The sequence below is a fragment of the Paenibacillus sp. WC2504 genome (assembly GCF_052682475.1).
Genome location: NZ_JBQZFH010000001.1, coordinates 5,516,495 through 5,542,167, shown reverse-complemented (window position 1 = coordinate 5,542,167; position 25,673 = coordinate 5,516,495). Strand labels below are relative to the sequence as shown.

Here is a 25,673-nt window from a genome sequence, read left to right as displayed (position 1 = left end):
GAGTGTTGCTGATGAAACAAATGCGAAATTCAGCCAATGGTACAAAGTTGTGGTACGAAAAACCGGCAAGATCTTGGAACGATGCGCTTCCGATCGGCAATGGGCGTCTCGGCGCTATGATATTCGGCAAAGTAAATAATGAGAGATTGCAGCTGAATGAGGACTCCGTTTGGTATGGAGGGCCTGTTAACGGTGATAATCCGGAGGGTCAGAAGCATTTTCCGATGGTTCGCCAGTTGTTGATGAAAGGGAAACAGATCGAGGCCGAAGAGCTTGCGCAAATGGGCATGATGTCGATTCCTAAATCCCTGCATCCTTATCAGCCGCTTGGAGATTTTCAAATTTACCATGACGGCGAAAAGAAGATGATTTCCAATTACTATCGGGAATTAGATATTGAACAAGGTATCGCACAAGTGGGCTACTGCCTGAACGATATTCAGCATTCCAGGGAAATGTTCAGCAGCGCGGTTGACCAAGTGATCGTCATTCGCATCAAATGCCACCGGCCGGCCAAGTTAAATCTGCGCATGCATTTGAGCCGAAGACCTTTTGATGAAGGCACGCAGAAGATTGCCAACGATACATTGGTGATGAGCGGTGAAAATGGCCGAGGAGGCGTCACGTATTGCGCCGCTGTGAAAGCGGTTCCTGACGGCGGTTCGGTGAAAGTGATTGGCGATTTCCTCATTGTTCAGGCAGAAGCCGTAACGATTTATCTCGCGGCGCAAACTTCCTTCCGCCACGCGGACCCGATTGCGATATGCACGCGCCAATTAGAGCATGCGGCGGGCAAGGGATACGATAAAGTCAAGCGTGACCACCTGGCGGATCATACCAGCAGAATACAACGTGTGAAGCTGGAGTTAGGTCGTCCGGAAGAGAGCAAAGAAGCGGATCTGCTGCCGACCGATGCTCGGTTGCAGAGGTTCAAAGAAGGTGGAAGCGACCCAGGACTAGCGCAATTATATTTCCAATATGGTCGATACTTATTGATGGCCTCTTCTCGTCCCGGGTCCAATCCTGCCAATTTGCAAGGGATATGGAACGAAAGCTTTACACCGCCATGGGAGAGCAAATACACCATTAATATCAACACGGAGATGAATTATTGGCACGCGGAAGTGTGCAATTTGCCCGAATGCCATGAGCCGTTGTTTGATTTGATTGATCGCATGCGGATTAATGGCAGGAAAACAGCGCAGGAAGTGTACGGCTGCAGAGGGTTTGTTGCGCATCATAATACCGATATGTGGGGAGCTACCCAAATTGAAGGCAACTTTATGCCGGGATCGATCTGGCCAATGGGCGCTGCTTGGTTAACTTTACATCTCTGGGAGCATTTCCGGTATGGGCAGGATGAACGTTTCCTTCGCGACCGGGCCTATCCGATTATGAAGGAAGCAGCGGAGTTTTTCTTGGATTATTTGTTTGAAGATGAAAATGGATACTTAATCACCGGACCGTCCACTTCGCCGGAAAATAAGTTTATTGGCGCTGATGGCAGCGTTGGTTGTTTGACCATAGGTCCATCCATGGATACGCAAATCATCTATTCCTTGTTCCGTGCTTGCATCGATGCTTCTGAGCGTTTGAAAACAGATGAAGGAACAAGGCAAGAATGGGAGCGTAAGCTTCGCAAATTGCCGCCACCGCAAATCGGGAAGCATGGGCAGCTGCAGGAATGGGTGAAGGATTGGGATGAGGTGCATCCGGGACATCGTCATATTTCCCACTTATTCGCTTTGCACCCTGGTGAAATGATTCATGTTCGCCATACGCCGGAGTGGGCAGATGCCGCCAAACGAACATTGGATCGCAGACTGGAAGCCGGAAGCGGCCATACGGGCTGGAGCCGGGCGTGGATCATTAATTTCTTTGCCCGTTTGGAAGACGGCGAGAAGTCGTACGAGCATCTTCGTATGCTGCTGTCGCATTCGACTCTTCCGAATTTGTTCGACAATCATCCGCCGTTTCAGATTGATGGCAATTTCGGCGGAACCGCAGGTATTGCCGAGATGCTGCTGCAATCGCATCGTGGGGAGATCAACCTGCTTCCAGCCCTGCCAAGTGCTTGGGAACGAGGATCCGTAAGCGGGTTGAGAGCTCGCGGCGGCTTCGAAATCGACATGGCCTGGGAAGATGGGGCGATGACGCGCTGCGTTATTCAAGCCAAGTATAGCCAAGCTTGCACCGTTGTTTACAAGGGCGGCCAGCTTCCGCTTATCGTAGAATCCGATGGAGGAGCTGCGGTAGAAGCGGTATTGGAAGAGCAGTCGGGTATGCTTACTTTCCAAGCTGAGACGGGCAAAAAGTATGTGCTATCACTTGGAAAACAAGCGGCCAGTGAGAGCTTGAAAGAGGCTACTAATATTTAAGGTGTTTTTGGAAGGTCACCCGTTGGGTGGCCTTTTTGTTGTTGTGGGAGGTGCCCAACCTTCTGCGATCCCGTCGCGCAACGCAACATACAGCCAACTTCCGCTAGGCATGATTGAAAGGGAACAATGGTCCCCTATTCCGAGAAAACGAGCTATTTCCACGCTGAGGGGAACTACAGGCTCTTATTTTGCCGATTTTGCACGAATTCTGAGTGAAAGCGGCCAAATAGCGGACCGTAGTTCCTCCCGCAGGTGGAATAGGTGCTTTTTCAGGGGAATAGCGGCTTGCAGTTCCCTTAAACTATTTCCAGCCAGACGGATCAAACACCGTCTGCGCAAAGTTAGCTACTTTTCCAACCTTCCACCATCCCAACACGCAACTCCACATACAGCCAACTCCCACCACATGCCCCAACAACAAATTGATAAAAACCTAGCGAGAGTTCCGCTAGGCATCATTGAAAGGGAACTAAGGTCCCCTATTCCGAGGAAAACGAGCTATTTCCACGCTGAGGGGAACTACAGGCTCTTATTTGGCCGATTTGCACGTATTCCGAGTGAAAGAGGCCAAATAGCGGACCGTAGTTCCTTCTGCAGGTGGAATAGGTGCTTTTTCAGGGGAATAGCGGCTTGCAGTTCCCTTAAACTATTTCCAGCCAGACGGATCAAACACCGTCTGCGTAAAGTTAGCTACTTACCAGCCTTCCACCATCCCATCGCACAACTCCACAAACAGCCAACTTCCACCGAAGCCCCCGCCACTCGCCACATTTCGATGCTTTTTACGCTGAAAAGCCAACGTGGTTGAATCCTCCCTACAAAAAAGCATGAACACCCTATAAATGTTTTTCCATCCTCGTGTAATGTAAGAAATAAAGAGGTGTAACTATGGAGTTCATTAGACCAGACGATTATTTGCCTAATAAGAAGCGTCTCACCCATGTAAATGATTACGGAATCGGCCTCATCGGATGCGGCAGCATAGCGAATACAGCCCATTTACCGGCATACCGCAAGTACGGTTTGCCCATAGCCGCATGCTGCGACGTAAACGAGGAAGCGGCACGCGCCACTGCGGAAAAGTTTGATATTCCATTTTGGACGACGGATGTGAATGAGCTACTCGAGAGGGACGATGTAGGTGTAATCGACCTGGCCATCCATCCTGAACCGCGACTGGAAGTGCTGAGGTTAATCGGCAAGGCGCCAAGGCCTGTATTGTGCCAAAAGCCTTTAGCCCTGGATCTGGCACAAGCTGAACGCCTGAACGAAGAGGCAACCAAGATGGGGATTATTCTGGGAGTTAACCAGCAAGCTCGTTTTGCGCCAGCGCATAAAGCGTTGAAAACGGTGCTGGAGCAGGACCTGATCGGAGAAGTATACAGCATTCACCACAACATGCGCTCGTTCCAGGATCAGGCCGGCTGGTGGTGGACGACAATGAAAAATTTCAACATTGTCGACCATGGTGTGCATTATGTGGACCTCTGCCGGTACTTCAATCCTCATCCGGAGGAATGGTCAAGGGTACACTGCACGACAGCCCAGTTAACGAAGCAAAACGCCATCGACCCGCTGATCTATTCGGCGAATATCGAATTTGGTCCCAAAGGCGGCAGGAACCCGCTTATGGCGACACTGCATTTTAACAATATTGCCAAAGCAAGCCGCTCACACAGCAATACGTGGTGGATCGACGGGACAGAAGGAAGCTTGTGGTGCACGCAAGATACCCTATATATGGCACTGAACAAACACAAAAATGTCGTTCACGAAATCAAGCTCAAAGGAACATGGTTCCCGGATGCTTTCGCCGGTTCGATGATCGCGTTCATGACGGCATTGGAAGAAGGCAATCTCCCTCCGGTCACTGCAGAGGATAATATCCAAACGGTAGCGTTGACAACCGCGATGGTAAACTCCAGCCAGGAAGCCTGTGTAGTGGAGAGAGAGGATTTGTTGAAAGGAAGCGTTGTGAGATGAATCAACTCGGATTTATGAGCTATGTGTATATGGGCTGGAGCGCGGAAGCTATGGCTGAAGATGCACGGAATCAGGGCATGACCTATGTGCAAATTGATCCCAAACAAGCGATGCAGGTGATGGATGACCAGCCATTCTCACTCACCCGCGCTGAGAAAATCCGCACCATTTTTGAAAGTAAGGGCATCTCGGTCATCGGCTTATCCGGTTATACGAATTTAATGAACCCTAATCTGCAAAAAAGGGAAGCGAAACTGGAGCAGCTGGAAAAGATGATCGACCTATGTTCAGTTTATGGGACTAGGTATATAGCGACAGAGACGGGAAGTCTTCATCCGACTAACGCTTGGCGCGATTACGAAGGTAACCGTACCCCTGAAGTGTGGGAGCAGCTGCTGCAAATCATAGATCGCTTGCGAAATCGAGCGGTGAAACAAGGTGCCGTTTTGCTAGCCGAAGGTTTTGTAAACAACGTGCTTGCCACTACGGAACAAGCCAAGGATATGATCGAACGGCTGGGAACGGAAGGATTGGCGTTCATTATGGATCCTTTTAACTACCTGAAGCAAGAGGATTTGAACAGACAACCCGAGGCGATGGCGAAAATGTTTGACCATATCGGCGAGTTTTGTCCTATCGCGCACGCCAAAGATACACTTTACGCTGCCGAAGGATTCACAACACCTCGAGTCGGGGCGGGGCAAGCGGATTGGAACGTCTATGCGGAGCTTCTTGCTCGCCGGATGCCGGAGGTTCCCTTGATTCTGGAACATGCGAAGCCGGAAGAAGTGGATGAATGCTTGACCATTATCCGCCAATCATTTGCGAATGTTGAGGCGAACTGGGGAGTGGCGAACACCGGTGATGCATAAACCGAAACTAGGTATTCAAGGGCCGGTCGTGGCATGGCAGGATCCATGGGCGGGAGAGGCATCCGATCTCATTATGCGGACGGGAACAGGAAGCGTTTGCCCTTCACAGGATCCGAGACCGGAGCCAGGTGCTTTTGTAAACAGCTTGCGTGAATTGGGAACGGATTTCTACGTGCATCATGTGCTGCCAGGCACGGATCATTGGGATGTGGTTGCGGATATTACCGCAGCAGGGATGGATATCTGCCTTGGAAACGAATATGGCAACATTAACGGACCTTGGGTGGAAGGAACGAATCGGTATGATATTCCGGATCAGGCGATTGTCGAAGCCTCCACCTCAGGACGATGTTTGGGACTGCTGTATGATGAGCCGGAGCATTTACAAATAAACGTCCAGCAGTACCGCAAGGATGGATGGTTTCCGCATTGGGGCAGCACGGAAGGCTTGAGCTTGGCAGAAGCTCGGAGCAAGGTCGAACAATCCGTGAGATCCCGAACGGAACATGTGAGCCGCATTGTGGAGCAAGCGGGTTTAGCGAGTACGTCAGTACCCTTAATTGCGGAGCATGTGTTTCCTACCATGTTTCATACATTTGCCAGAGCGGGGATGGATCTTTGCCCGAAAATCATGAAGGAATCGTTCCAGTCGCTTCAGCTTTCGACAGCTTTGGGGGCAGCGAAGCAATATGGGCGGGCATTGTGGATTTGTGCGGATCTGTGGGGACCTGATACAGGCCGATGGTTTACACGGTTCCCTGGATTTCCGGGACATTCTCCGCAGGAGTTTGAGTCGGCTTTGAAAATGGGATATTTCATGGGGCCCACCCATTTATTCGTAGAAAATATCGACGTATTGCTTAGACTTAAGCCTGAGGGCTTCAGGAAGACGGAATTCGGCGAGGTTTGGTTGGAATTCGTTCGGAAATTTATTCCCGAACACCCCCTGACTTGGCATCACTCCCAAGCTGAGGCCGATATCGCAGTCATTCATTCGGATGATAGTAACTATGGTCAAAATGAACGGCTTTTCGGCAATCGCACAAGTCAGAAGCCAGATATCACACAAAGCCAAAGCGTGTTTCACATCTGGCATCTCCTTAGCCGAGGAACCATTCCCGCCCATGGCAGCTGCCTGCATATTCCAGGGTACGACTTCCCGAGGCATCAGTTGAAGCAGGACGTTCCACTTGATCAATTCCCTCTGGAGCAAGGATATGCTGGAGGAACAGGCAGACGGGTGCATCCTTTATTTTATCCGATGTCCAATGTTCTGGCGTTTGATGAGTACGTTACTGCCGATCAATTAGGTCAACCCAAGTTAATTATCGTCGGTGGCACAACACTGAGCACAAACACTTTTTCGATGCTTACGAAAAAGGCAGAAGACGGCGCCGTAGTCGTCATCGCAGATTGGCTCCTCCCTCCGAATTGCCCGGAACATCGAAAGAAAAGCGGGAGAGCGGGCTTCGGAGGCTGGATTGTGACAAACGATTTTATGGCAAGTGAAGTGAAAGAGGCTGTGGAGCCTTTTATAGGAGAAAACAAGATTTGGACACAACGATTTGGATCGACAGAAGTACGCATGTATCCGCAAGATGAAGAAGGCTTTACGTTAGATTATGAAATCGTGAGGGTATGACGAGAAGTAAGGTGGAGATGTGATTGGAGCCAACCAAACGTTTGGATCAGTTCGCGGAAATTGCGTTTCGTGAACATCCCGGAAATAAAGATGAACTGCGGGACATTCCGCCTATAACTGTTGATAAAAAATATTTCGCACCGGGCACGGATAAAGCGAAGCGCGTGCCAGAGCTTACATTCGAAGCTCAAATGGAAAGATTTCATGAAGAGTTGGATCAGCTTCGCGAGAAGTACAGACCCTATATGAGAAATGTAGTACCGGCTCCTTCGATGACAAGGGATCGGCAAGTATGCAGTCAATTCCAATTTCGCTATCAAACGCCTGAAGATGTGAGTTTTACTCGCGTACTGGATGGTGCAGGGGATTGGGAAGCGGTGACGATCCCTGATTTCCGCGGACCCAGCGGGGAAGAAGGCAAATGGACGGGATTTTATCGCAGCGAGTTCGCCTATCCCGGCATTCCAGTAGGAAAACGAGTATATCTCGTGTTCAAAGGTGTTGATTATAAAACGACGGTATACCTCAATCACAAATGTATTGGCAGTCATGAGGGGTTTTTCGCACCGTTCGAATTTGATGTGACCGACTTTTTGCAGGAAAACAATACGCTCGTCGTTGAGGTTCAGACGGACATTCCCATGATGGGTGTCGGGGGAACGAAGCTGGATGGCGATAAAATATACGCAGCGACGGGGCCAGGATGGGACGATCCGTACAACGGTTGGAGCCACTGTCCACCGGGAGCGGGGATTTACAATAAAGTGTATCTGGAACAGCGGTCAGAACTGTTTATCCAGGATGTCTTCGTAAGACCGGATATTGACACCGGCTCTGTGGAAGTCTGGATTGATGCGGTGAATACCACAACGCGCGTCATGGAGAATTTTGAGTTGGAACTGGCAATTATGCCTCAGAATTTTGAGGGTGAAGGAATAGAACCAATCTCATTTACAGTGGCCTATGCGGGGCCAGGCATTAATTATTTCCGTTATAAAGTAGAGTTTCCAGCATTTAAAATGTGGGAACCGGAATCACCATTGCTATATGCGGTGCGTATTGAAGTGAAAAATGACAGGGATTGCGTAGATAGCCGGGATCGCACTTTCGGTATGCGGAAATTTCATATGGATGAACAGCAGGTTCCGAAAGGTACGCTTTATTTGAACAATCAACCGATCGTACTAAGAGGCGCCAATGAAATGGGGCATCTGCAGCAGTGTGTGATGAACAACGATTTTGACCAATTAATGGATGATATTTTGATTGCCAAATTGGCGAATTTGAATTTTTACCGAATTACACAACGTCCTGTACAGGAAGAAATCTATGACTATTTCGATATGCTTGGCATGATGCATCAATGCGATTTGCCCACATTCGGCTTTATTCGTCGAAATCAATTCGTTGAAGGCGTGAAGCAAGCTGCGGAAATGGAAAGGCTGATTCGCAGCCATCCGTCCTCCATTATGGTATCGCTGATCAACGAACCTTCTCGGACTGAGAAAAGACGCAAGGGTCACCGATATTTGCACAGAAATGAGCTGGAAGCTTTTTTCGTAGCCTCCAGGCAAGCCATATTTGTTGAGAATCCGGATCGTGTTGTTAAAAACGTGGAGGGGGACTACAACCCGCCTACCCGAGAAGGGCTGCCCGATTTTCATTGCTATAATTTGTGGTATACGAACAACGTCATTCCAGTAGGGAAAATGTACAAAGGGTACCTTCCAACGATTCGAGAAGGCTGGAAAGCGGGATGCGGCGAGTATGGGACCGAAGGGCTGGATCATGCGGAGCTTATGCTAAGCCGTTACCCCAAGGAATGGCTCCCGACATTGGAGCAAGATCGTTGGCTGCCGAATAGCATCCATGGTGCACAAACCTACAATCTTCACGGAGATTGGTATGCGGAACAAACCAATATGCACGATTGGATTCAGGCCAGTCAGAAGCATCAAAGTTTAGCGACGAAGCTGATGACGGATGCATGGCGCAGAAGAGCGGATCGGGTTGTGTCCACCGCCATCCATCTGCTGATTGACGCTTGGCCGGCAGGTTGGATGAAAGCTCTTGTAGGTGTCGATCGAAAACCAAAACCAGCGTATTTCACTTATAAGGACTGCTTGGAGCCTGTTCGCGTTAATTTGCGAAGCGATCGCTGGAAGGTGTATGAAAGCGAGACATTGGAAATAGAAGCATGGCTTTTGAACGATACAGCGAAGGAATACGGGAAGTGCCGGATTGTTGCAACACTGCGTGATGATTCAAGAGACTACGCACATTACGAAATAGCTAGTTTACTACCGATAGCTTCATCGCTGTATGCAGGTTCGATTCGATTCTCCGTGCCTTCCGTCCAAGAAAGACAGCAATTATACGTGGATGCGGAATTGATAGATGAAGACGGCCATGTATTAAACACAGAACGGTTTACTTTTGAGGCATTTGCAAAGATGAGAAGCCAGACCCCTCAGAAGGTCGCTTATCTCGACGCAGCGTCCGAATTGCTCGGTTCGCTGCTGAACGTTAGCGGAGAGCGTTATTCCGAAGAGGTGCATGACGATTGTACGCTTGTTGTCTCATCTCCGGAATCATTCAACAGCCAACGGACAGCTATCCTTGCGAAAGTTCGTAAAGGCGCGACAGCCGTATGTATTCTAAAGCACGCTGATAACGGTACATGGGACTTAGATGATACACAAATTCAAACGGTGAAATTACGAGAAGTGTATACGCTTTCTATGCAAGTGGATGGTCTCAAAATGGCTAACGTAAAACCAGACGATTACTCTTATTTTTACAATTTGACGACAGACCGGCTGGATGGCATGACCAATAGCCATTTGATCGGCGAGGGTATCGAACCTATTGTTTTTGCTTACCAGGCGCATTCGGAGACACCGGGTAAGCGGAAGCTGCCTGTCGTAGGATTGAAACGTTTAGGCAAAGGGCTTCTGTTCTTCGTTTGCCTGCCATTAGCGGGCAGAGTCGGCTTTAATCCAACACTAGACCGCCTGCTGGTGACTTTGATGAGTGAGAAAGGAGTGAGCCCCGAGTGTTGTACACCATTGTTAGCCGCAATCAGAAGCGACGAGCCGAGATAGCAGTCATGCAAGAAGGTTTACAGCTCATGCTTAGATCAGAGGGCGAGCCCTCTCCTTTTTTCACAGGGCGATTGAATGACATGCTAAGTTATTCCACAGGAAGACCGTGGCGAACGGATACACCCGGGCTGAGGGAAGTGCAAGTCAGTGACGAGATTGGCATGGTTCGGATCAGTGGTTTCTTAGAAGCCTTGTACGTCACGTTGAGTCTGACGTTTGACGAGCAGGACCTCCTGCAGATGCAAGTGAGTTGGGAGAATCGGAGCGATTACTTCGTTCGTGAAGCAGCTGTGGGTATCCTGTTTGCGCTTCCGAAACGAAGCCAAGAAAAAGTGACGATTCCCCACATGATTTACAATAACAATCCTTCTTCTGATCCGAATCGGATCGTGCCACGGCTTGGCATGGAGCCAGGCCTTGGCTTCATATGCGAAGAGCACAGACTGCCAATTCCCTGCGTGAATGTGGAATGGGAGGAAGAGGAGACGCGATTTCTCTCCTTGTTTTCTATCCCGGACTTTGTGGAGACGGAAGACGGAGTTGTGCATTACGGCTCGCTGGGAGCCATCCAAGAGGAGAGTCGCATCACGGCCGTTGCGCTAAGCGGCGTTCTGATGTTTAACGGGGAGAAAGACACTTATTTTATCGCTAAAAATACTACGCAATCTTATTCCGATGGATATATGGATTTCGAGCAAGGCCGCACATTAATCAAAATGTATGCGCTGGATTGGGGTGTTGCAGACCGCCCAGGCCATGCCTTTCGTGAAATTGTTCGAAAAAGCGAAAAGCTTTTCGCACCGGTGGGGAAGAACCCGCTGTCTCTGGATGAGATGATCCGGCTTAAGATCAATGCGATGGATGATCGGTATCGAAGCGGGGAGCGGGATGCCGCAGGCTATATCAAGTTTACCGATTCGAATCAGAACGGGACCGCCCCCAAGCATCCGCTGCATTACATGTACGGCTGGACGGGGCAGTGTTTGAAGCTGGCCTGGTGCGATGCCAAATTAGGCATTGAGAACGGGCAGGAAGAACGAGTTCTGAACTGCAGGCGAGCTGTTGATTTTTATGTGTCGCAGAGCCGTACTGACGTCCCGGGTGTGAGACATAGCATGTACCGCCTAGCTGAGGGAGCTTGGGACGATTTTTACTGGAACAAGCAGCCCGTCGTCTCAAGCCGGGCTTACGGTGAAACGATCGCTGATCTGGCGGAAATTACGCTGCTCTTTCGGGAAAATGGTCTGGAAGTTCCGCGAAGCTGGATCGAGGCGCTGAGCGAGTCCGCAGATTTCTTGTTGGGCGGCGCGCTGATAACGGGCATTTACCCTTCCGCATGGCGAATGGACGGCACACCGGCAGATGACCTGATAACAGCTGCGGGAATCCCCTGCTTGATCGCTCTCGTGAAAACCTATTGGATCACTCAGGAGAGCAACTATTTGGAATTCGCAGAGAGAATGATGCAGCGTTATTACGAACTGCATGTCGAGACGTTCGAACGGCCATTTGCCCGTTCCACACTTGATGCAAAGTGCGAGGACAAAGAAGCGGGGATGTACTTTTTCCTAGCTGCATACGAACTGTTTCTTTTGACCAGGGATAAACGGTATCAGGAATGGGCCGAAATCGCTGCGGATTGGCTTTTAACTTTTGTATATGTGTGGAACCCAGCGTACAACCAGGGCTCAGCATTCCGGAACACGGATTTTAGCGCGGTGGGATGGCCTGGTGTCAGTGTGCAAAACCACCATTTGGATGTATTTTTTCCAACGTATGAATTCTGGAAATTTGGACGCTTAACCGGTAAAGAGCAATATGAACGGTGGGGACGAGTGTCGCTGGAGGCAATGGGACAGGGCATTTGTACGAAACCGGGCGAATGGGGATTTACCGTTGCCGGTGAGCAAGGAGAAGGCTTTTTCCAAACGTATTGGAATCACCGGGGACACAGCAATAAATGGAACCCTTCATGGGTTATCGCGCTAGTTTTACATAACGCTTTGCGTTTCAGGGATACACAGGGTTGACGGTGAAAGATAGGAGGGCATTTCGATGAGAGAGAAAGAAATTCCGGATTGGGAGAATCTGGAGGTGCTTGGGCGCAGCGTGGAGCCTTCCAATACCGGTTACATGCCATATGCAGATGTAGAAACGGCGCTGATCGGAGAGCGGGCACTTTCGCCATATTTTCAATCGCTTAATGGAAGTTGGAAATTCAGGTATGTGTCAAGTCCGTCGGAGGCGCCAGCGAATTTCTTCGAACCTTCTTACATGTCCGATGACTGGTCTGCTATGCCTGTTCCTGGCAATTGGCAGATGCAGGGCGTTGGACGTCCGCATTATTCCAGCAGCTATTATCCGTTCCCCATTGATCCGCCGCATATCCCTATCGATAATCCAACTGGCTGCTACCGCAGAAGCTTTTACGTATCGGATACATGGAGGGAGCGGCAAGTATTTCTCGTGTTTGAAGGCGTTGATTCCGCCTTTCATGTCTGGGTGAATGGGAAATTGGCAGGGTATGGGCAGGGCAGCCATATGCATAGTGAATTTCGCATTACTTCTTTGCTGAATGAGGGAGAGAACACCATTGCCGTGCAGGTCTATCAATGGAGCTACGGCAGCTATCTGGAAGATCAGGACAAATGGCGGTTAAGCGGGATTTTCAGAGACGTGTATTTGAAAGCAACGCCTGATGTGCATATGCAGGATGTTTCTGTAAAAACCAGCTTCAATGAAAATCAGATCGATGCAGAACTTAACCTCCGGATAGCAGTTAAATGCTTTTCAAATCATGCGGTACCGCTGCACAACCATACGGTAAACGTTACGTTGATGGACGAAAAGCGTCAAACGGTATATACCGGAAAAACCGACGCCTTCTCGCTAACGGATGAAAAAGTGCTCAACATGCAGCTTCCCATCCTGGCTCCTCACAAGTGGTCGGCGGAGGATCCGTACTTATACGCGTTAATTTTGGAGCTTGCGGATGAGACAGGAACCTCGCTAGAATCTGTAAGCGTTTCCGTTGGTTTTCGCGATATTGCGATCCGGAGCGGGCGGCTTCTGATCAACGGCACTCCCGTTACCCTCAAAGGAGTAAACCGCAATGAGTTCCACTCCGATCTCGGTTATGCGATACCGCTGGAAGCGATGGTGGAGGATATCCGCCTGATGAAGCAGCATAACATGAACGCCGTGCGGACATCGCATTATCCGAATGACACGCGCTGGCTGGATCTATGTGACCGATATGGGCTGTATGTCATCGATGAAGCAGACCTCGAAACGCATGGTTGTCATTTTATTGGCAACGAGAGCCATCTTGCTCAAGATGAGCGATGGAAAGAAGCGTTTGTCGACCGTGCCCGCCGCATGGTGGAGAGGGATAAAAATCATCCGTCCATCATCATCTGGTCCCTTGGGAATGAATCGGGTTACGGAGCGAACCATGACGCCATGGCAGATTGGGTGCGGGCAGCAGATCCAACTCGCCCAATTCATTACGAACGGGCTAAAGATGCTGAGGTCGTAGACATTGTAAGCTGCATGTATCCCTCACTGGATGCACTGATTGAAGAAGGAGAGAAAACGGAAGATCCAAGACCTTTTCTTATGTGCGAATTTGCACATGCCATGGGAAATGCGTCCGGCAACTTGAAAGAATACTGGGAAGCGATCTATCAGTATCCCCGATTGCTTGGCGGGATGATTTGGGAATGGGCGGACCTGGCTGTCAGGCAGCAGACGGAGGATGGCACGGAGTGGTACGCGTACGGCGGTGATTTCGGCGATCATCCCAACAGCGGTCACTTTTGCATTGACGGCTTGGTGTTCCCGGATCGAACGATCAAGTCTTCTCTGATTGAATTTAAAAAAGTGATTGAGCCGGTAAAGGTTCGTGCAGTCAACATGCAATCAGGCATCGTAAGTATTGAGAATCGCTACGACTTCTTATCGCTCGATCATCTGAAGGGCTCGTGGCAGCTGCTGCATGACGGGGATATTGTGGAGCAGGGAGAACTGCCGAGCATCGATGTGCCGCCTAGCGGAGAATCGGAGATGACCGTTCCTCTCAGCAAGGCATATGAGCAGTGGCAAGGCGAGTGTTGGCTCCGCATTCGGTTTACGATGCGGGAGGAAACACGATGGGCGCAGCAAGGACATGAAGTGGCTTGGGCGGATATACCGCTATCCACTGCAGCTAGTGGCGCACCGCTGATCAACGTGAAGCCGATGCACAGTTTGCGAATGGAAGAGCAGACTACGCGCCTGCTTGTAAGCGGTAACGATTTTTGTCTGGCTTGGGATAAAAACAGCGGCACATTGAACGAATTCCAATATAACGGAATTTCGCTCTTGCAGTCCGGCCCGAAGGTCAACGTTTGGCGAGCACCCATTGATAATGACGGCCGTCAAGCCAAAGAGTGGAGAAAAAACGGTTACGATGCCTTGCAACAGCGCGTAAACGAATTTTCTGTGGAGTCGTATGGGGATCATGCGGCGCAAATTACGGTGAAGGCGGCACTTGGCGCAGCGGGATTAGGCATATGTTTTGAGACTTGTATGGTGTATACGGTTTACGGATCAGGGGACGTCTTCCTCAAAGTCCATGTGAATCCGCGAGATGGCCTACCGCCATTACCGCGCTTGGGCTTGCAGATGGTCATGCCCGGCACCTTCGATCGCTTAGCGTGGTTCGGGCTGGGCCCGCACGAATGTTATATAGACCGCAAGGAAAGCGGGCGGCTTGGCGTTTACGCAGGAACAGTGCAGGAGCAATATGTTCCTTACATTAAGCCGCAGGAGCATGGCAATAAAGCGGAAGCGCGGTGGGCGACCGTAACAAATACACTAGGAACTGGCTTGTTTATAGGCGGAATGCCGATGTTCGATGTGAGTGCGAGTCATTATGCTACGGCGAATGTAACGCGAGCGAAACATACGACCGATTTGGTTCACTTACAGGAAACGATCGTGAATATGGATTATCAACAAGCTCCGATCGGTAATCATAGCTGCGGGGAAGCTCCCCCATTGGATCGTTATTTGCTCCATCCGAAGGAAACGACTTTCGAGCTGCGGCTGAAGCCGTTTTCGGCAAGAGATGTTTCGCCGATGCAGCTGAGTAAACGGTGGCCGGCGCCATTCCACCTAGAAGGTACCGACAACGAAACCATGATTCCATTAACACTTCAGGGGGCGATTCGATGATTAGCCGGACATTTCCCAAGATTATGTATGGCGGCGACTACAACCCGGAGCAGTTCCCGAAGGACATATGGGATGAGGATATGAGGCTGTTCGGACTTGCGGGCATTGATATTGCCACCGTCAATGTATTCTCGTGGTCACTTAACCAGCCGGATGAGGAGACGTACGAGTTTGGATGGTTAGACGAGGTCATGAACAAGCTGCATGAGAATGGGATTTATGCCTGTTTGGGAACGGGGACGGCCGCGCATCCGGCTTGGATGGCGAGGAAGTACCCGGATATTTTGACCGTAACGACCGATGGGAAGAAAAGAAAGTTTGGCCGAAGACATAACTCCTGCCCGAATAGTCCGACGTTCCGCCATTATGCCGAGGTTTTGGTCCGTAAGCTGGCGGAGCGATACAAGGGCCATCCGGCTCTGCTTTTATGGCATGTGAACAATGAAATAGGAATCCGCTGCTACTGTGATAACTGTGAGCACGAATTTCGAGGATGGTTGAAAAATCGGTACGGAACGCTCGAACGGCTGAATGAGGCCTGGTATACACGATTCTGGGGACATACCTTCTATGATTGGGAAGACATCGTTCTTCCAAGCGCATTAAGCGAGGGACTTTCTGGAGGAAACTCCGATCAAACGGCGTTTCAAGGCATGACGCTGGATTATTATCGATTTAATTCGGACAGCTGGTTGGCCTGTTATCAGTTGGAATATAACGCGATTAAATCGTTCATCCCGGATGCGGTCGTCACGACCAACTTCCAGGGGAACGGGACTTATAAGCCGCTTGATTATTTCAAATGGGCGCCTTATTTGGACATCGTCGCTCTTGATATATATCCGGAAAATCAAACACCCGAAAGTTACATGGCGCTTCGTTATGACCTCATGCGGGGCTTGAAAGACGGCGCTCCCTTCATGCTGATGGAGCAGACGCCGAGCGTGCTTAACTGGAAAACGGTCAATCCGACGAAAAGGCCCGGCGTTATGCGGCTTCGCAGTTATCAAGCCGTGGCACGCGGCGCCGATTCGGTGATGTTCTTCCAGCTGCGACGCTCGCTAGGGGCTTATGAGAAATTTCACGGAGCTGTTATCGATCATGCCGGCCATGAGCATACACGTGTGTTCAGGGAATGTACAGAGCTTGGCCAGGAGCTTAAGCAGTTAGGCAATCAATTGCTCGATGCACGGGTGAAAAGCAGAGTAGGCATTCTGTTCGACTGGGATAATTGGTGGGCTGTTGAATTAGGAGGCGGCCCTTCCGCTCATTTGAAATATGTCGACCACATCCAGAAATATTACGATGCGTTTTACGACAATCATATTCAAGTCGATTTCATTCATGTGGAAACTGATCTTACACCCTATGAAATTGTGGTTGCCCCTGTTTTATATATGGTGAAACCTGGTTATGCGGAGAAGCTGGAGCGCTACGTCAAGAACGGAGGAACCTTCCTCACTACGTTCTTCAGTGGTGTTGCGAATGAAAGCGATCTTGTCACACCGGGCGGTTATCCTGGTGAGTTGCGGGAGCTGTTGGGCATTTGGGTGGAAGAGCTGGACGCGCTGCACCCGGATCAAAAAAACAAGCTTGTGATGCAGATGAACGTAGGAGAGCTTCACGGCACCTACGAGTGCGGCTTGTTGTGTGAAGTGGTTCATTCGGAGGGAGCGGAGACGGTTGCGAGCTTTGGCAGCGACTATTATGCAGGTTCCCCGGCATTGACGCGTAACCGCTTTGGCCAAGGAGAAGCTTGGTATGCGGCAACGGATCCTAGCCGTACTTTTTTAAAGGAATGGATCCGCTATTTATGCGAAAGTAAAGGGATCTCTTCTCCAATTGAAGCACCTGCATCAAAAGACGTGGAAATCATTCAGCGCCATAAAGATGAGCTCGTCTTTACTTTTGTATTAAATCATAGTGAACATACGCAGAAGATAAATGTGGGGACGCACGAGCAAATAGAACTGCTCAGCGGCACGAGCGTTAGCGGAGATGTTGAACTTCTTCCGAAAAGCGTCGCGATATTCCAACAGAAGAAAGAGGCGGAGACTTGTGGAAGAGCCCCAGCTTAAGCGATTGCGGAATCAATTTGAGAATCCTTCGAATATCTACAGGTCGCTTCCTTTCTGGGCTTGGAATGACGACTTGGAAGAGGAAGAGCTGAACCGGCAAGTGAAGCAAATGAAGGAGCAAGGGATGGGCGGCTTTTTCATTCACTCCAGAGATGGATTGGAAACGGTCTACATGGGTCAAGAGTGGATGGACTTGGTTCGTTCCACCGTGGAAACAGCGAAGGCGGAGAATATGCAGGCATGGCTGTATGACGAAGACCGATGGCCTTCAGGTTTTGCCGGGGGACTTGTGCAAGCGAGAGGCGGTGACGCATTCCGCGCCAAAGGCCTTACGCTAGAGGTCATCCCGGCAGACTCTCTACAATCGGTAATTGACGACACCGACACCGTAGCATTGTTCAGAGCAGTGATTAACGAGAGAGATTTGATTCGCTGTGAAAGACTTCAAGCAGGTGCAAGCAGAGAGTTAAGAAGTGATGAAGTGCTGCTTCTATTCCGGGTCGAAATATCCGAACGGAGTGCCTGGTTCAACAATGAAGCGCCTCCGGATCAATTAAATCCCGAGTCGGTTGAAGCGTTCATCGACCTGACCTACGAGGCTTACAAAAAAGTTGTTGGCGAACATTTCGGCCAAACCGTTCGCGGCGTTTTTACAGACGAGCCGAGCCTCCATGACCGTCATTGCAAATTCACAGAGGGGCGGGGCTGGATTCCTTGGAGCTGGTCTTTTCCCGCCTTTTTCCAAGAGAAACGTGGATACGATCTACTGGATCTTGTTCCTTATTTATATTTCAATGGCGAACGCTCCACGGAGGCGCGTCACGATTACTGGCGGACGATTACTGAACGATTCAGTGAATCCTATGCGAAGCAAATCGGCAAGTGGTGCGAGAACAACGGGCTTGTTTTTACCGGACATTTTCTCTGGGAAAATAATTTGGGCACAGCCACTCGCGTTTGCGGGGCGATTATGCCTAATTACCGCTATCAGCATGTGCCGGGCATCGATATGTTGACGGAGCAAACGAACGAATATATTACCGTTAAGCAATGTACCAGTGTGGCTAATCAGTATGGGAGAAAATTCGTTCTGACTGAAACTTATGGCTGTACGGGCTGGGGTTTCACCTTTGAAGGGCAGCGATGGATCGGGGATTTCCAATTCGTTCTTGGGGTCAATCTAAGGTCTCAGCACTTGGCGCTTTACTCGATCAAAGGCTGCCGGAAGCGGGATTATCCGCCTGTATTCAATTACAACACCAGCTGGTGGAAATACAATTCGATTGTGGAAAATTATTTTGCCAGACTGTCCGCGGTTTTGACAGAAGGACGCCCGGTTCGTGACGTGCTTGTGCTTCATCCGGCTTCCACCGCATGGAGTATGGTTGGCACGGGTCCTTACGGATTTCCAGCCCGAGGCAAGGACCGTGACGTTTCCGAGACGAACCGGTATGGTCACGAATTTAACGCTTTTCTCGGCAAGCTGCTAAGAGCGCACTACGATTTTGATTTGGGCGATGAAACCATCATGGCGGAAACAGGGGCCATTCACGGCAAGAAGCTTGCTGTTCATACAGCCGAGTATCAAGTCGTCGTCATTCCGGAAATTCGGACGATGCTAAACAGCACGTTCCAGCTGCTCCTGCAATTCCTTGACGCTGGCGGCAAAGCTGTCGCTGTCGGAGCTCGCCCGGAAATGCTCGAAGGCAGAGTGAGCAATCGTCTATCCGACCTCTATGATCACCCGAACATGGTCATCGTTGGGGACGCGGCTGAGGCAGCCCAAACACTGGAAAACATACTGACACGCCAAGTTAGCATCAAGAGCGAAGAAGATGAGGAATCCGCTGACTGCCTGTATATGCTCAGAGATATGGGAGATCGTTATGCGCTGTTCGTTGTCAATAATGACCGCGAGCGCGAACATCGCGTTCGGATCGGAGTTGCCTTGGAAGGGCAAGGCTACTTGGAAGAGTGGAAGGCATTGACAGGCGAAGTAAGTGCAGTCGACACCTGTCTTCGTCAGGGCTATATCATCTTTGACGAGGTATTCGGTCCGGCAGATTCCAAATTATATATTTGGCATAAGAGCGGCCGCATGGCTGAAGCAGAAGGAAGCCGCGCGAACGCGGATCAAACCGACACTCAGTTGTTAGGTACGGTCTGCAAGTTCACGCGGTCAATGCCGAATGTGTTAACCCTGGATATGTGCTCATACTGTATCGATCATGGCCGCTGGTCGGAAGAGATGGAGGTATGGCAAGCACAGAAAGCCATCCGGTCGCTTCTGGACATGAGACAGATTTACGGCAATGGCATTGAACAAAGGTACAAATGGATTCACGAGCCCCATCCGGAAGATGGCAAGCCGGTCGCTTTCAAATTCACCTTTCATATAACCGATGTTCCGAAGGAAGCTGTGTATCTGGTTGTGGAGTCTGCGGAACAGTTCCAGATCAGCCTTAACGGTGAATCCATCGCCAATAAGTCTGACGGTTGGTTTCTGGACCGGTCGTTTGATCGAGTGCTTTTATCCGGTTTGAGAGCTGGAGAGAACGAGTTGACCTTGTCGTGCAACTATGTAAATCGCATGGAAGTGGAAGATATTTATTTGATCGGACCGTTTGGCGTCGATGCTTCAAGGAGCTTGGTGGCCGAACCCGAAACCTTGGCCTTTGGCGATTGGTGCAAGCAAGGTTATCCTCACTACTGCGGCAGCATGATTTATCATTTTGACATTCAGGTGGAAAACAAAACGGAAAGCCGGACGGTACTGGAACTTGGCGATTATGCCGCGGTCACCATTGAAGTAAGGGTCAACGGGCAAACGGCAGGACATGTACCTTGGCGCAGTGCGAACCGTCTTGATTTGACGAAGCTGCTTCACGAGGGTGTGAACCGCTTGGAAGTGGAAGTCATGGGAAGCCCGCGCAACATGCTGGGACCGTTCCATCAGGCGTCGGGTGATACGCTGACAACCAGTTGGGCGTCTTTCCGCAAAGAAGGCCAGCATTTTACTCGCGACTATCAGTTAAGCCCTTACGGCTTGTTTGGGCAAATGACATTATACACAGAGAGATGGGAACGGAGGTTTGAGCATGAAAATCCATAAGTGGGGGCTATTTCTATCGTTCTTCCTCTTATGCGCCGCATTATTGCCTGCGACTGCAGTCGCCTCGGTGAAATACTCCACGTATACCAAAGACAGCCGGGGAAATTTAATATGGCTTCAGCCGGCGTACTTCCCGCTGGGGGTAATCGGGCAGAATCTGATGGCGCCAGATCCAGGCAACAACACGGTTCAGATGAGTTCGCCGATGAAAAATCCGAAAGACATCTTCATCGATGCGAAAGGTGAAGTTTATATCGCGGATACGGGCAATAACCGCATTGTACATATGACAGAATCCGGGCAGCTGTTGCGTTACATTACACTGCCGGAGAGCCCTTTTAACAAACCTGAAGGTGTTTTCGTAACCAATGACGGCAGCATCTATGTCGCGGATACAGGCAACAAACGAGTGCTTAAGTTGGACGCAAGCGGCAAAGTTATGCAAGAGTATAAACGGCCAGAGTCCCGGTATATTCCCGATACGTTTGTTTTTGATCCGGCGAAGGTCATGGTCGATGAACGTGAGTTTATGTATATTGCTGTACACGGCAGCTATGAAGGGCTTGTGATGCTTGATCCGAAAGGCAAGTTTCAAGGTTTCTTCGGTGCCAACGGCACGGCGATTTCCCCGTTAGACGCTTTGAAAAGAATGCTTTACACCAAAAAAATGTATGCCAATGAGGTCGCCAAGAGGCCGGAGCCGATCAACAGCGTAGCGACGGACAAAAACGGCTATATTTTTACAGTGACTGGCGGAACAGCAACAACGAATCAATTGAAAAAGCTGAATGTAAAAGGCGATAACTTGCTGCGCAGCTCCTCGAAACCGTTCGGAGAAACAGCCCCATGGGACGTGCCGGCGGAGGGGGTCATGACAGGTCCTCAACTAACGGATGTCGCTGTGGATCAGAGCGGCAATATGATTGTTGTGGATCAGCAGAACAAATATATCAGCCATTACGATGCATCCGGTAATTTGTTGTACTTCTGGGGCGGCGCATCTGCGATCGGTTCCTCGCAGGTCGGACTGTTGAAAAGTCCTGTGGCGCTTGACGTTAATGAAAGAAACGAGTTGTTTGTTCTTGACGACCAGGAAAATATCGTGCAAGTGTTCCGGTTGTCCGAGTTTGGGCAAAAGGTAGACCAAGCCAATCAGCTTACCCTGGCTGGTCGATATGAGGATAGCGAGCAGCCGTGGCGAGAAGTGCTGCGTTTAAACGGGCAATTCGCCCCAGCTTATCTAGGCCTTGCAAAGTCAGCTTTTAAAAAAGAACAGTACGAAACGGCTAAAGATTTGTTCAAAGAAGCGGGAAATCAACAAGGGTACTCCGATTCCTTCTGGCAAATCAGGATGCTGTGGCTGCAAGGTAACTTTTCTTGGATAGCGAGCGTCATGCTGCTTGGTGTAATCTTATACACCGTTACCGATAAACTCACTGCAAAGCGTGAATTTCGAAGCAGATGGCGCAATCGACCGAAAAGTGAGAACCGTTTCCTCTCGAATTTAAGGCTTGCGCTGCATGTTTTAAAGCATCCGATTGACGGCTTTTCCGCCATCCACTATGAGAACAAAGGCAGCTACTTGAGCGCCAGTATCGTTCTGCTTGGTGTTTACTTGTCCTTGATTATCAGCCAGTTCGCGACTAGCTTTGCATTTAATCCGAAGACCTTTGTGGATATTTACTCGACGTTCACACAATTTTTCATCGTTTGGATCGCTTGGATTGTCGCCAACTACCTGGTCAGCTCGATTTATCGGGGAGAGGGGCGCTTCAAGCACATCTTTATCGGCAGCGCCTATGCGCTTTTGCCTTACATAGCTATTGGCATCCCACTTGCCTTAATATCCAATGTCATGACGATGTCCGAGGCGTCGATCTATCATTTCATCGGCAATGCGATGACCGTATGGATCGGGCTGCTCATATTCTGGAAAATTCAGAACGTCCATAATTACACGTTTGGTGAAACGATCATGAATGTTTTCCTTACGTTATGTACGATGCTTGTCATCGGTGTGCTTATTTTCATTATCATGGGACTTACCAGTGATCTTGGATCGTTACTTTATCAGATGTATCAGGAGGTGACCTTGAGATGATCCGGATGATCAAAACCAATAAGACAGCCATCATCGTTACCATCCTGATCTTGGCGGCCGTCGTCACCTTCCTGACTCGTGCCAAATTTGAGTTCAAAGATTCGGGACAACGCAGTTCGCAAGCGGTGCAGCAAAATACGACGGTAGAAGCAGCGAGTGTTCCTGCCAAATTGCCGCTCGATACCGATTTCAAGCAAGTTGCGGAATCCGAGACGTTGAGATTGAAAATGGACGAAAAGACGGGACATTTTATTGTTGAGGACAAACGTAACGGCAATCTGTACCGCTCTTACCCCGATCCGAAATATTGGTCGAAAGAGAAGATTTCGGAGACCTGGAAAAAACATTTGGCTTCACCGCTGATGGTCCAATATGTGGATTTTTCCAAAAACATTTTGCAGGCTAAAGAAACGAATCTGGCGGCGGAAGGCGGGCACATCAAGGATATTCAAACAATTCCAGGTGGATTCAAGCTTGCTTACGAATTTCCGGTTACAGGCTTCACAATCCCAGTCCAAGTAACGGTTGCTCAGGATTACGTTGAGACGAAAATCTTGCAGGAAGGCGTTAAGGAGACCAAAATGGGTCTCGTCTGGGTCAGGCCCTATCCTTTCTTAGGAGCGGAATACACAGACGGACAGGACGGTTACTTGTTTGTTCCGGATGGTGCAGGTGCGCTCGTGCGATTCAAGGATAATCAATTAAATGTCAACAAATTGTATGACGAATTAACATATGGCCAAGATATTGCATTCCCGGGAATTAACAACAATCGGAATAAGGTCATGATGCCGGTCTTCGGTATGAAATCAGGATCGAAAGGCTTCCTGGCCGTCGTGCACGAAGGCGATGAGTATGCCGACGTGGTCGCTGCTCCGGCAGGTGTCCTAAGCAATTACAACTGGATTGGGGCGCAGATGAATTATCGTTCCAGCTTCTTGCAGTTTACAACAAGAAATACGAACGTCCCTGATTCGTGGGGATATGTCGACTATGATCGGGATCATATTTTTGGGAGCGATCGTTCCGTTCGTTATTATATGTTGGACGAGAAGAAGACAGATTACGTTGGCATGGCAGAGACCTACCGCCAGTATTTAATAAAGGAGAAAGCAGTTAAGCCGGTTACGGTTAAAGACCCGAATATCCCGTTATATACCAATATCATCGGAGCCGATCGGGAAAAAGGGGTCGTTAGTGACCGCTACCTTAATTTGACCACGACGAGCGAAGGCATTCAAATTATGAATTCCTTGCATGACAAGGGAATAAAGAATATGTCTCTCACTTTCACGGGCTGGCAAAAGGGCGGCTACAGTTCCTTTGGCCAAACGTTCCCGGTGGATTCCCGCCTTGGCGGAGATTCCGGCATGAAGGCGTTCATCGATCATGCGCATGGACTTGGTTATCCGGTGTACTTGGAAGCACAGTATTCCTTGAATAATACAAAGGGGGGCGGGTTCGACGAGAAGTTTAACGCCATGGTTAACTTAGCCGGCCGGACGCTGATGCAGAGCCCCTTGTTCAATCGGGAGAAGACGCCGGTTGTTAGCGATAAATACATCGAACAGATGGTGGATAACGATTTGCCGAAATATAAGGCTATGGGTGTCGACGGACTTGCCGTCGGATTGCTGGGCCAGAGGTTGTACAACGATTACAACACGGGGTACGGCTCCTCAAGAGACCAGGCACGCAAAATTCAAGAGCGGATTTTACAAAAAATTAAGGATACACTTGGCGGTGTACAGGGGGAGAAATCCAATATTTACGCACTGCCGCATATCAATTACATCCGAGATATGGTATATGACAATTCCTACGACTTATTTTCGGATGAATCGGTGCCCTTCGCTCAAATTGCTACACACGGATTAGTTTCTTATTCATCCGAATATGTGAACAACCGCCAGGAAGACGTGAACGATTTCTTAAGGGATATCGAATACGGAGCGGCGCCATCCTTTGTATTTACGAAGGCTGAAACGAAGAAATACGTGAATTCTTACGGCTTGCGCTTCTATAACACGTATTACCCGGATTGGGAGGATTTCGCATCCGAGCAGTATAAACGCTACAACGAAGCGCTCGGAGATGTGCAGGATCAGTTTATTACCGGGCATCAGAAGCTTGCTGAAGGTGTGAAAGAAACGACGTATGCCAACGGAAAAAGAATTATCGTGAACTATAACTTGACGGAATACCGGAGCGGAGATTTGGTCGTACCGGCACATAACTTTGTGATTGTTCGAGGAGGGGGAGGCAAATGAATCGGAGAGCAAGACTAAGGTCATCCCTGATCGAATATTTGGAAGGAACACTGTTCATAGCACCGTGGTTCATTGGTTTTATCTTCTTTATGGCGTTCCCGATCGGTTATTCCTTATTTATGAGTTTTCAGGATGTAACCATAACGGCAACCAAGACGACGACCCGTTACATTGGCTGGACGCATTATAAGTACATTCTGTTTGAGAACGGAAGCCTGTTGTACAATCAACTGCTGCCGTTCCTGCGCCAAGCGCTTTTTATGATTCCAATTATCGTCATTTTCGCGCTGTTAATCGCAATTATTTTGAATCAAAAGTTTCCCGGCCGCACATTTTTTCGGGCCATCTTCTTCCTTCCCGTCATTTTGGCGACAGGCGAAGTCGTGAAGGAATTTCTGACGCAGGGCGAAGGCGATCTCGGATTTATGTCCAAATTTAACATTTCAGGCCTTATCCAGGCTAACTTATCGGCCACTTGGTCAGATCCGCTGATTTCCATTCTGAACTCGTTCGTACTCATTCTGTGGTACTCCGGTGTTCAAATTATGATCTTCCTGGGCGGCAGGCAGACGATTTCGAATTCCGCTTATGAAGCAGCACGAATTGATGGCGCAGGACCTTGGGAAACGTTCTGGAAAATTACGCTGCCTGCCATGACGCCGTTCATTTTCCTCAATTTGATTTATACCGTTGTCGATCTATTTACGTTTCCGACCAATCCGATTTTGTCGAAGGTAAGGGAAAGCGAGTATGGACAATACAGCGCTTTGTTCTGGATCTACTTCATGATCATCGCCTTTTTCTTAGCGATCCTATTTATTATTTTCGCCAGGGTGACAAAATCACATCGTGCTTAACAAGTTTACGACAGGAGGGATGACGCTATGTTTCGTATCAAATTGAAAGAAGCGCAGAC

The 25,673-nt window shown here is 49.5% G+C and carries 12 protein-coding genes; all 12 read left to right on the top strand.

The window, feature by feature from the left end:
• Nucleotides 1–11 precede the first annotated feature (11 nt).
• The 12 genes from ACUN27_RS24910 to ACUN27_RS24855 all read left to right on the top strand — a co-directional run bounded on the left by ACUN27_RS24910 (nt 12) and on the right by ACUN27_RS24855 (nt 25,614).
• The gene (locus tag ACUN27_RS24910; protein ID WP_445559722.1) at nt 12–2,378 is read left to right on the top strand and encodes a glycoside hydrolase family 95 protein; all 2,367 of its coding nucleotides are present in this window, start codon (nt 12–14) and stop codon (nt 2,376–2,378) included.
• An 888-nt stretch (nt 2,379–3,266) separates the two neighbouring features.
• A complete protein-coding gene (locus tag ACUN27_RS24905; RefSeq protein WP_315948774.1) occupies nt 3,267–4,361 on the top strand; it encodes a Gfo/Idh/MocA family protein in 1,095 nt (364 codons plus the stop codon).
• Nucleotides 4,358–5,233 (top strand): sugar phosphate isomerase/epimerase family protein, encoded by an 876-nt coding sequence (locus ACUN27_RS24900; RefSeq protein WP_445559721.1) that lies wholly within the window; start codon nt 4,358–4,360, stop codon nt 5,231–5,233. Before ACUN27_RS24905 ends, ACUN27_RS24900 begins: the two co-directional genes overlap by 4 nt.
• Nucleotides 5,226–6,875: a hypothetical protein gene (locus tag ACUN27_RS24895; protein WP_445559720.1), complete on the top strand. Its 1,650-nt coding sequence runs from the start codon at nt 5,226–5,228 to the stop codon at nt 6,873–6,875. The genes ACUN27_RS24900 and ACUN27_RS24895 overlap by 8 nt, the downstream gene beginning before the upstream one ends.
• A gap of 23 nt (nt 6,876–6,898) precedes the next feature.
• Nucleotides 6,899–9,979 carry a glycosyl hydrolase 2 galactose-binding domain-containing protein gene (locus ACUN27_RS24890; RefSeq protein ID WP_445559719.1) on the top strand — a complete coding sequence of 1,027 codons (3,081 nt, stop codon included), beginning with the start codon at nt 6,899–6,901 and terminating at the stop codon, nt 9,977–9,979.
• A complete protein-coding gene (locus ACUN27_RS24885; RefSeq protein WP_326061467.1) occupies nt 9,931–12,009 on the top strand; it encodes a hypothetical protein in 2,079 nt (692 codons plus the stop codon). Before ACUN27_RS24890 ends, ACUN27_RS24885 begins: the two co-directional genes overlap by 49 nt.
• Nucleotides 12,010–12,034: 25 nt before the next feature.
• Nucleotides 12,035–15,196, top strand: coding sequence for a glycoside hydrolase family 2 TIM barrel-domain containing protein (locus ACUN27_RS24880; protein ID WP_445559718.1), 3,162 nt, complete (start codon nt 12,035–12,037; stop codon nt 15,194–15,196).
• Nucleotides 15,193–17,274, top strand: coding sequence for a beta-galactosidase (locus ACUN27_RS24875; RefSeq protein ID WP_326061465.1), 2,082 nt, complete (start codon nt 15,193–15,195; stop codon nt 17,272–17,274). Before ACUN27_RS24880 ends, ACUN27_RS24875 begins: the two co-directional genes overlap by 4 nt.
• On the top strand, nt 17,255–20,386 hold the full coding sequence (locus tag ACUN27_RS24870) for a glycosyl hydrolase (protein WP_445559717.1): 3,132 nt from the start codon (nt 17,255–17,257) through the stop codon (nt 20,384–20,386). Before ACUN27_RS24875 ends, ACUN27_RS24870 begins: the two co-directional genes overlap by 20 nt.
• On the top strand, nt 20,373–22,487 hold the full coding sequence (locus ACUN27_RS24865) for a YIP1 family protein (RefSeq protein ID WP_315948785.1): 2,115 nt from the start codon (nt 20,373–20,375) through the stop codon (nt 22,485–22,487). The genes ACUN27_RS24870 and ACUN27_RS24865 overlap by 14 nt, the downstream gene beginning before the upstream one ends.
• Entirely contained in the window at nt 22,484–24,757 is a 2,274-nt protein-coding gene (locus ACUN27_RS24860; protein ID WP_326061463.1) for a DUF5696 domain-containing protein, read from the top strand. Before ACUN27_RS24865 ends, ACUN27_RS24860 begins: the two co-directional genes overlap by 4 nt.
• On the top strand, nt 24,754–25,614 hold the full coding sequence (locus ACUN27_RS24855; RefSeq protein ID WP_315948787.1) for a carbohydrate ABC transporter permease: 861 nt from the start codon (nt 24,754–24,756) through the stop codon (nt 25,612–25,614). Before ACUN27_RS24860 ends, ACUN27_RS24855 begins: the two co-directional genes overlap by 4 nt.
• Nucleotides 25,615–25,673 lie beyond the last annotated feature (59 nt).

Excerpts from the sequence above, each read along its gene's own strand:
- ACUN27_RS24910 (WP_445559722.1), top strand. The coding sequence starts at position 12 with ATGAAACAAATGCGAAATTCAGCCAATGGTACAAAGTTGTGGTACGAA.
- ACUN27_RS24905 (WP_315948774.1), top strand. The coding sequence starts at position 3,267 with ATGGAGTTCATTAGACCAGACGATTATTTGCCTAATAAGAAGCGTCTC.
- ACUN27_RS24900 (WP_445559721.1), top strand. The coding sequence starts at position 4,358 with ATGAATCAACTCGGATTTATGAGCTATGTGTATATGGGCTGGAGCGCG.
- ACUN27_RS24895 (WP_445559720.1), top strand. The coding sequence starts at position 5,226 with ATGCATAAACCGAAACTAGGTATTCAAGGGCCGGTCGTGGCATGGCAG.
- ACUN27_RS24880 (WP_445559718.1), top strand. The coding sequence starts at position 12,035 with ATGAGAGAGAAAGAAATTCCGGATTGGGAGAATCTGGAGGTGCTTGGG.
- ACUN27_RS24875 (WP_326061465.1), top strand. The coding sequence starts at position 15,193 with ATGATTAGCCGGACATTTCCCAAGATTATGTATGGCGGCGACTACAAC.
- ACUN27_RS24865 (WP_315948785.1), top strand. The coding sequence starts at position 20,373 with ATGAAAATCCATAAGTGGGGGCTATTTCTATCGTTCTTCCTCTTATGC.
- ACUN27_RS24860 (WP_326061463.1), top strand. The coding sequence starts at position 22,484 with ATGATCCGGATGATCAAAACCAATAAGACAGCCATCATCGTTACCATC.
- ACUN27_RS24855 (WP_315948787.1), top strand. The coding sequence starts at position 24,754 with ATGAATCGGAGAGCAAGACTAAGGTCATCCCTGATCGAATATTTGGAA.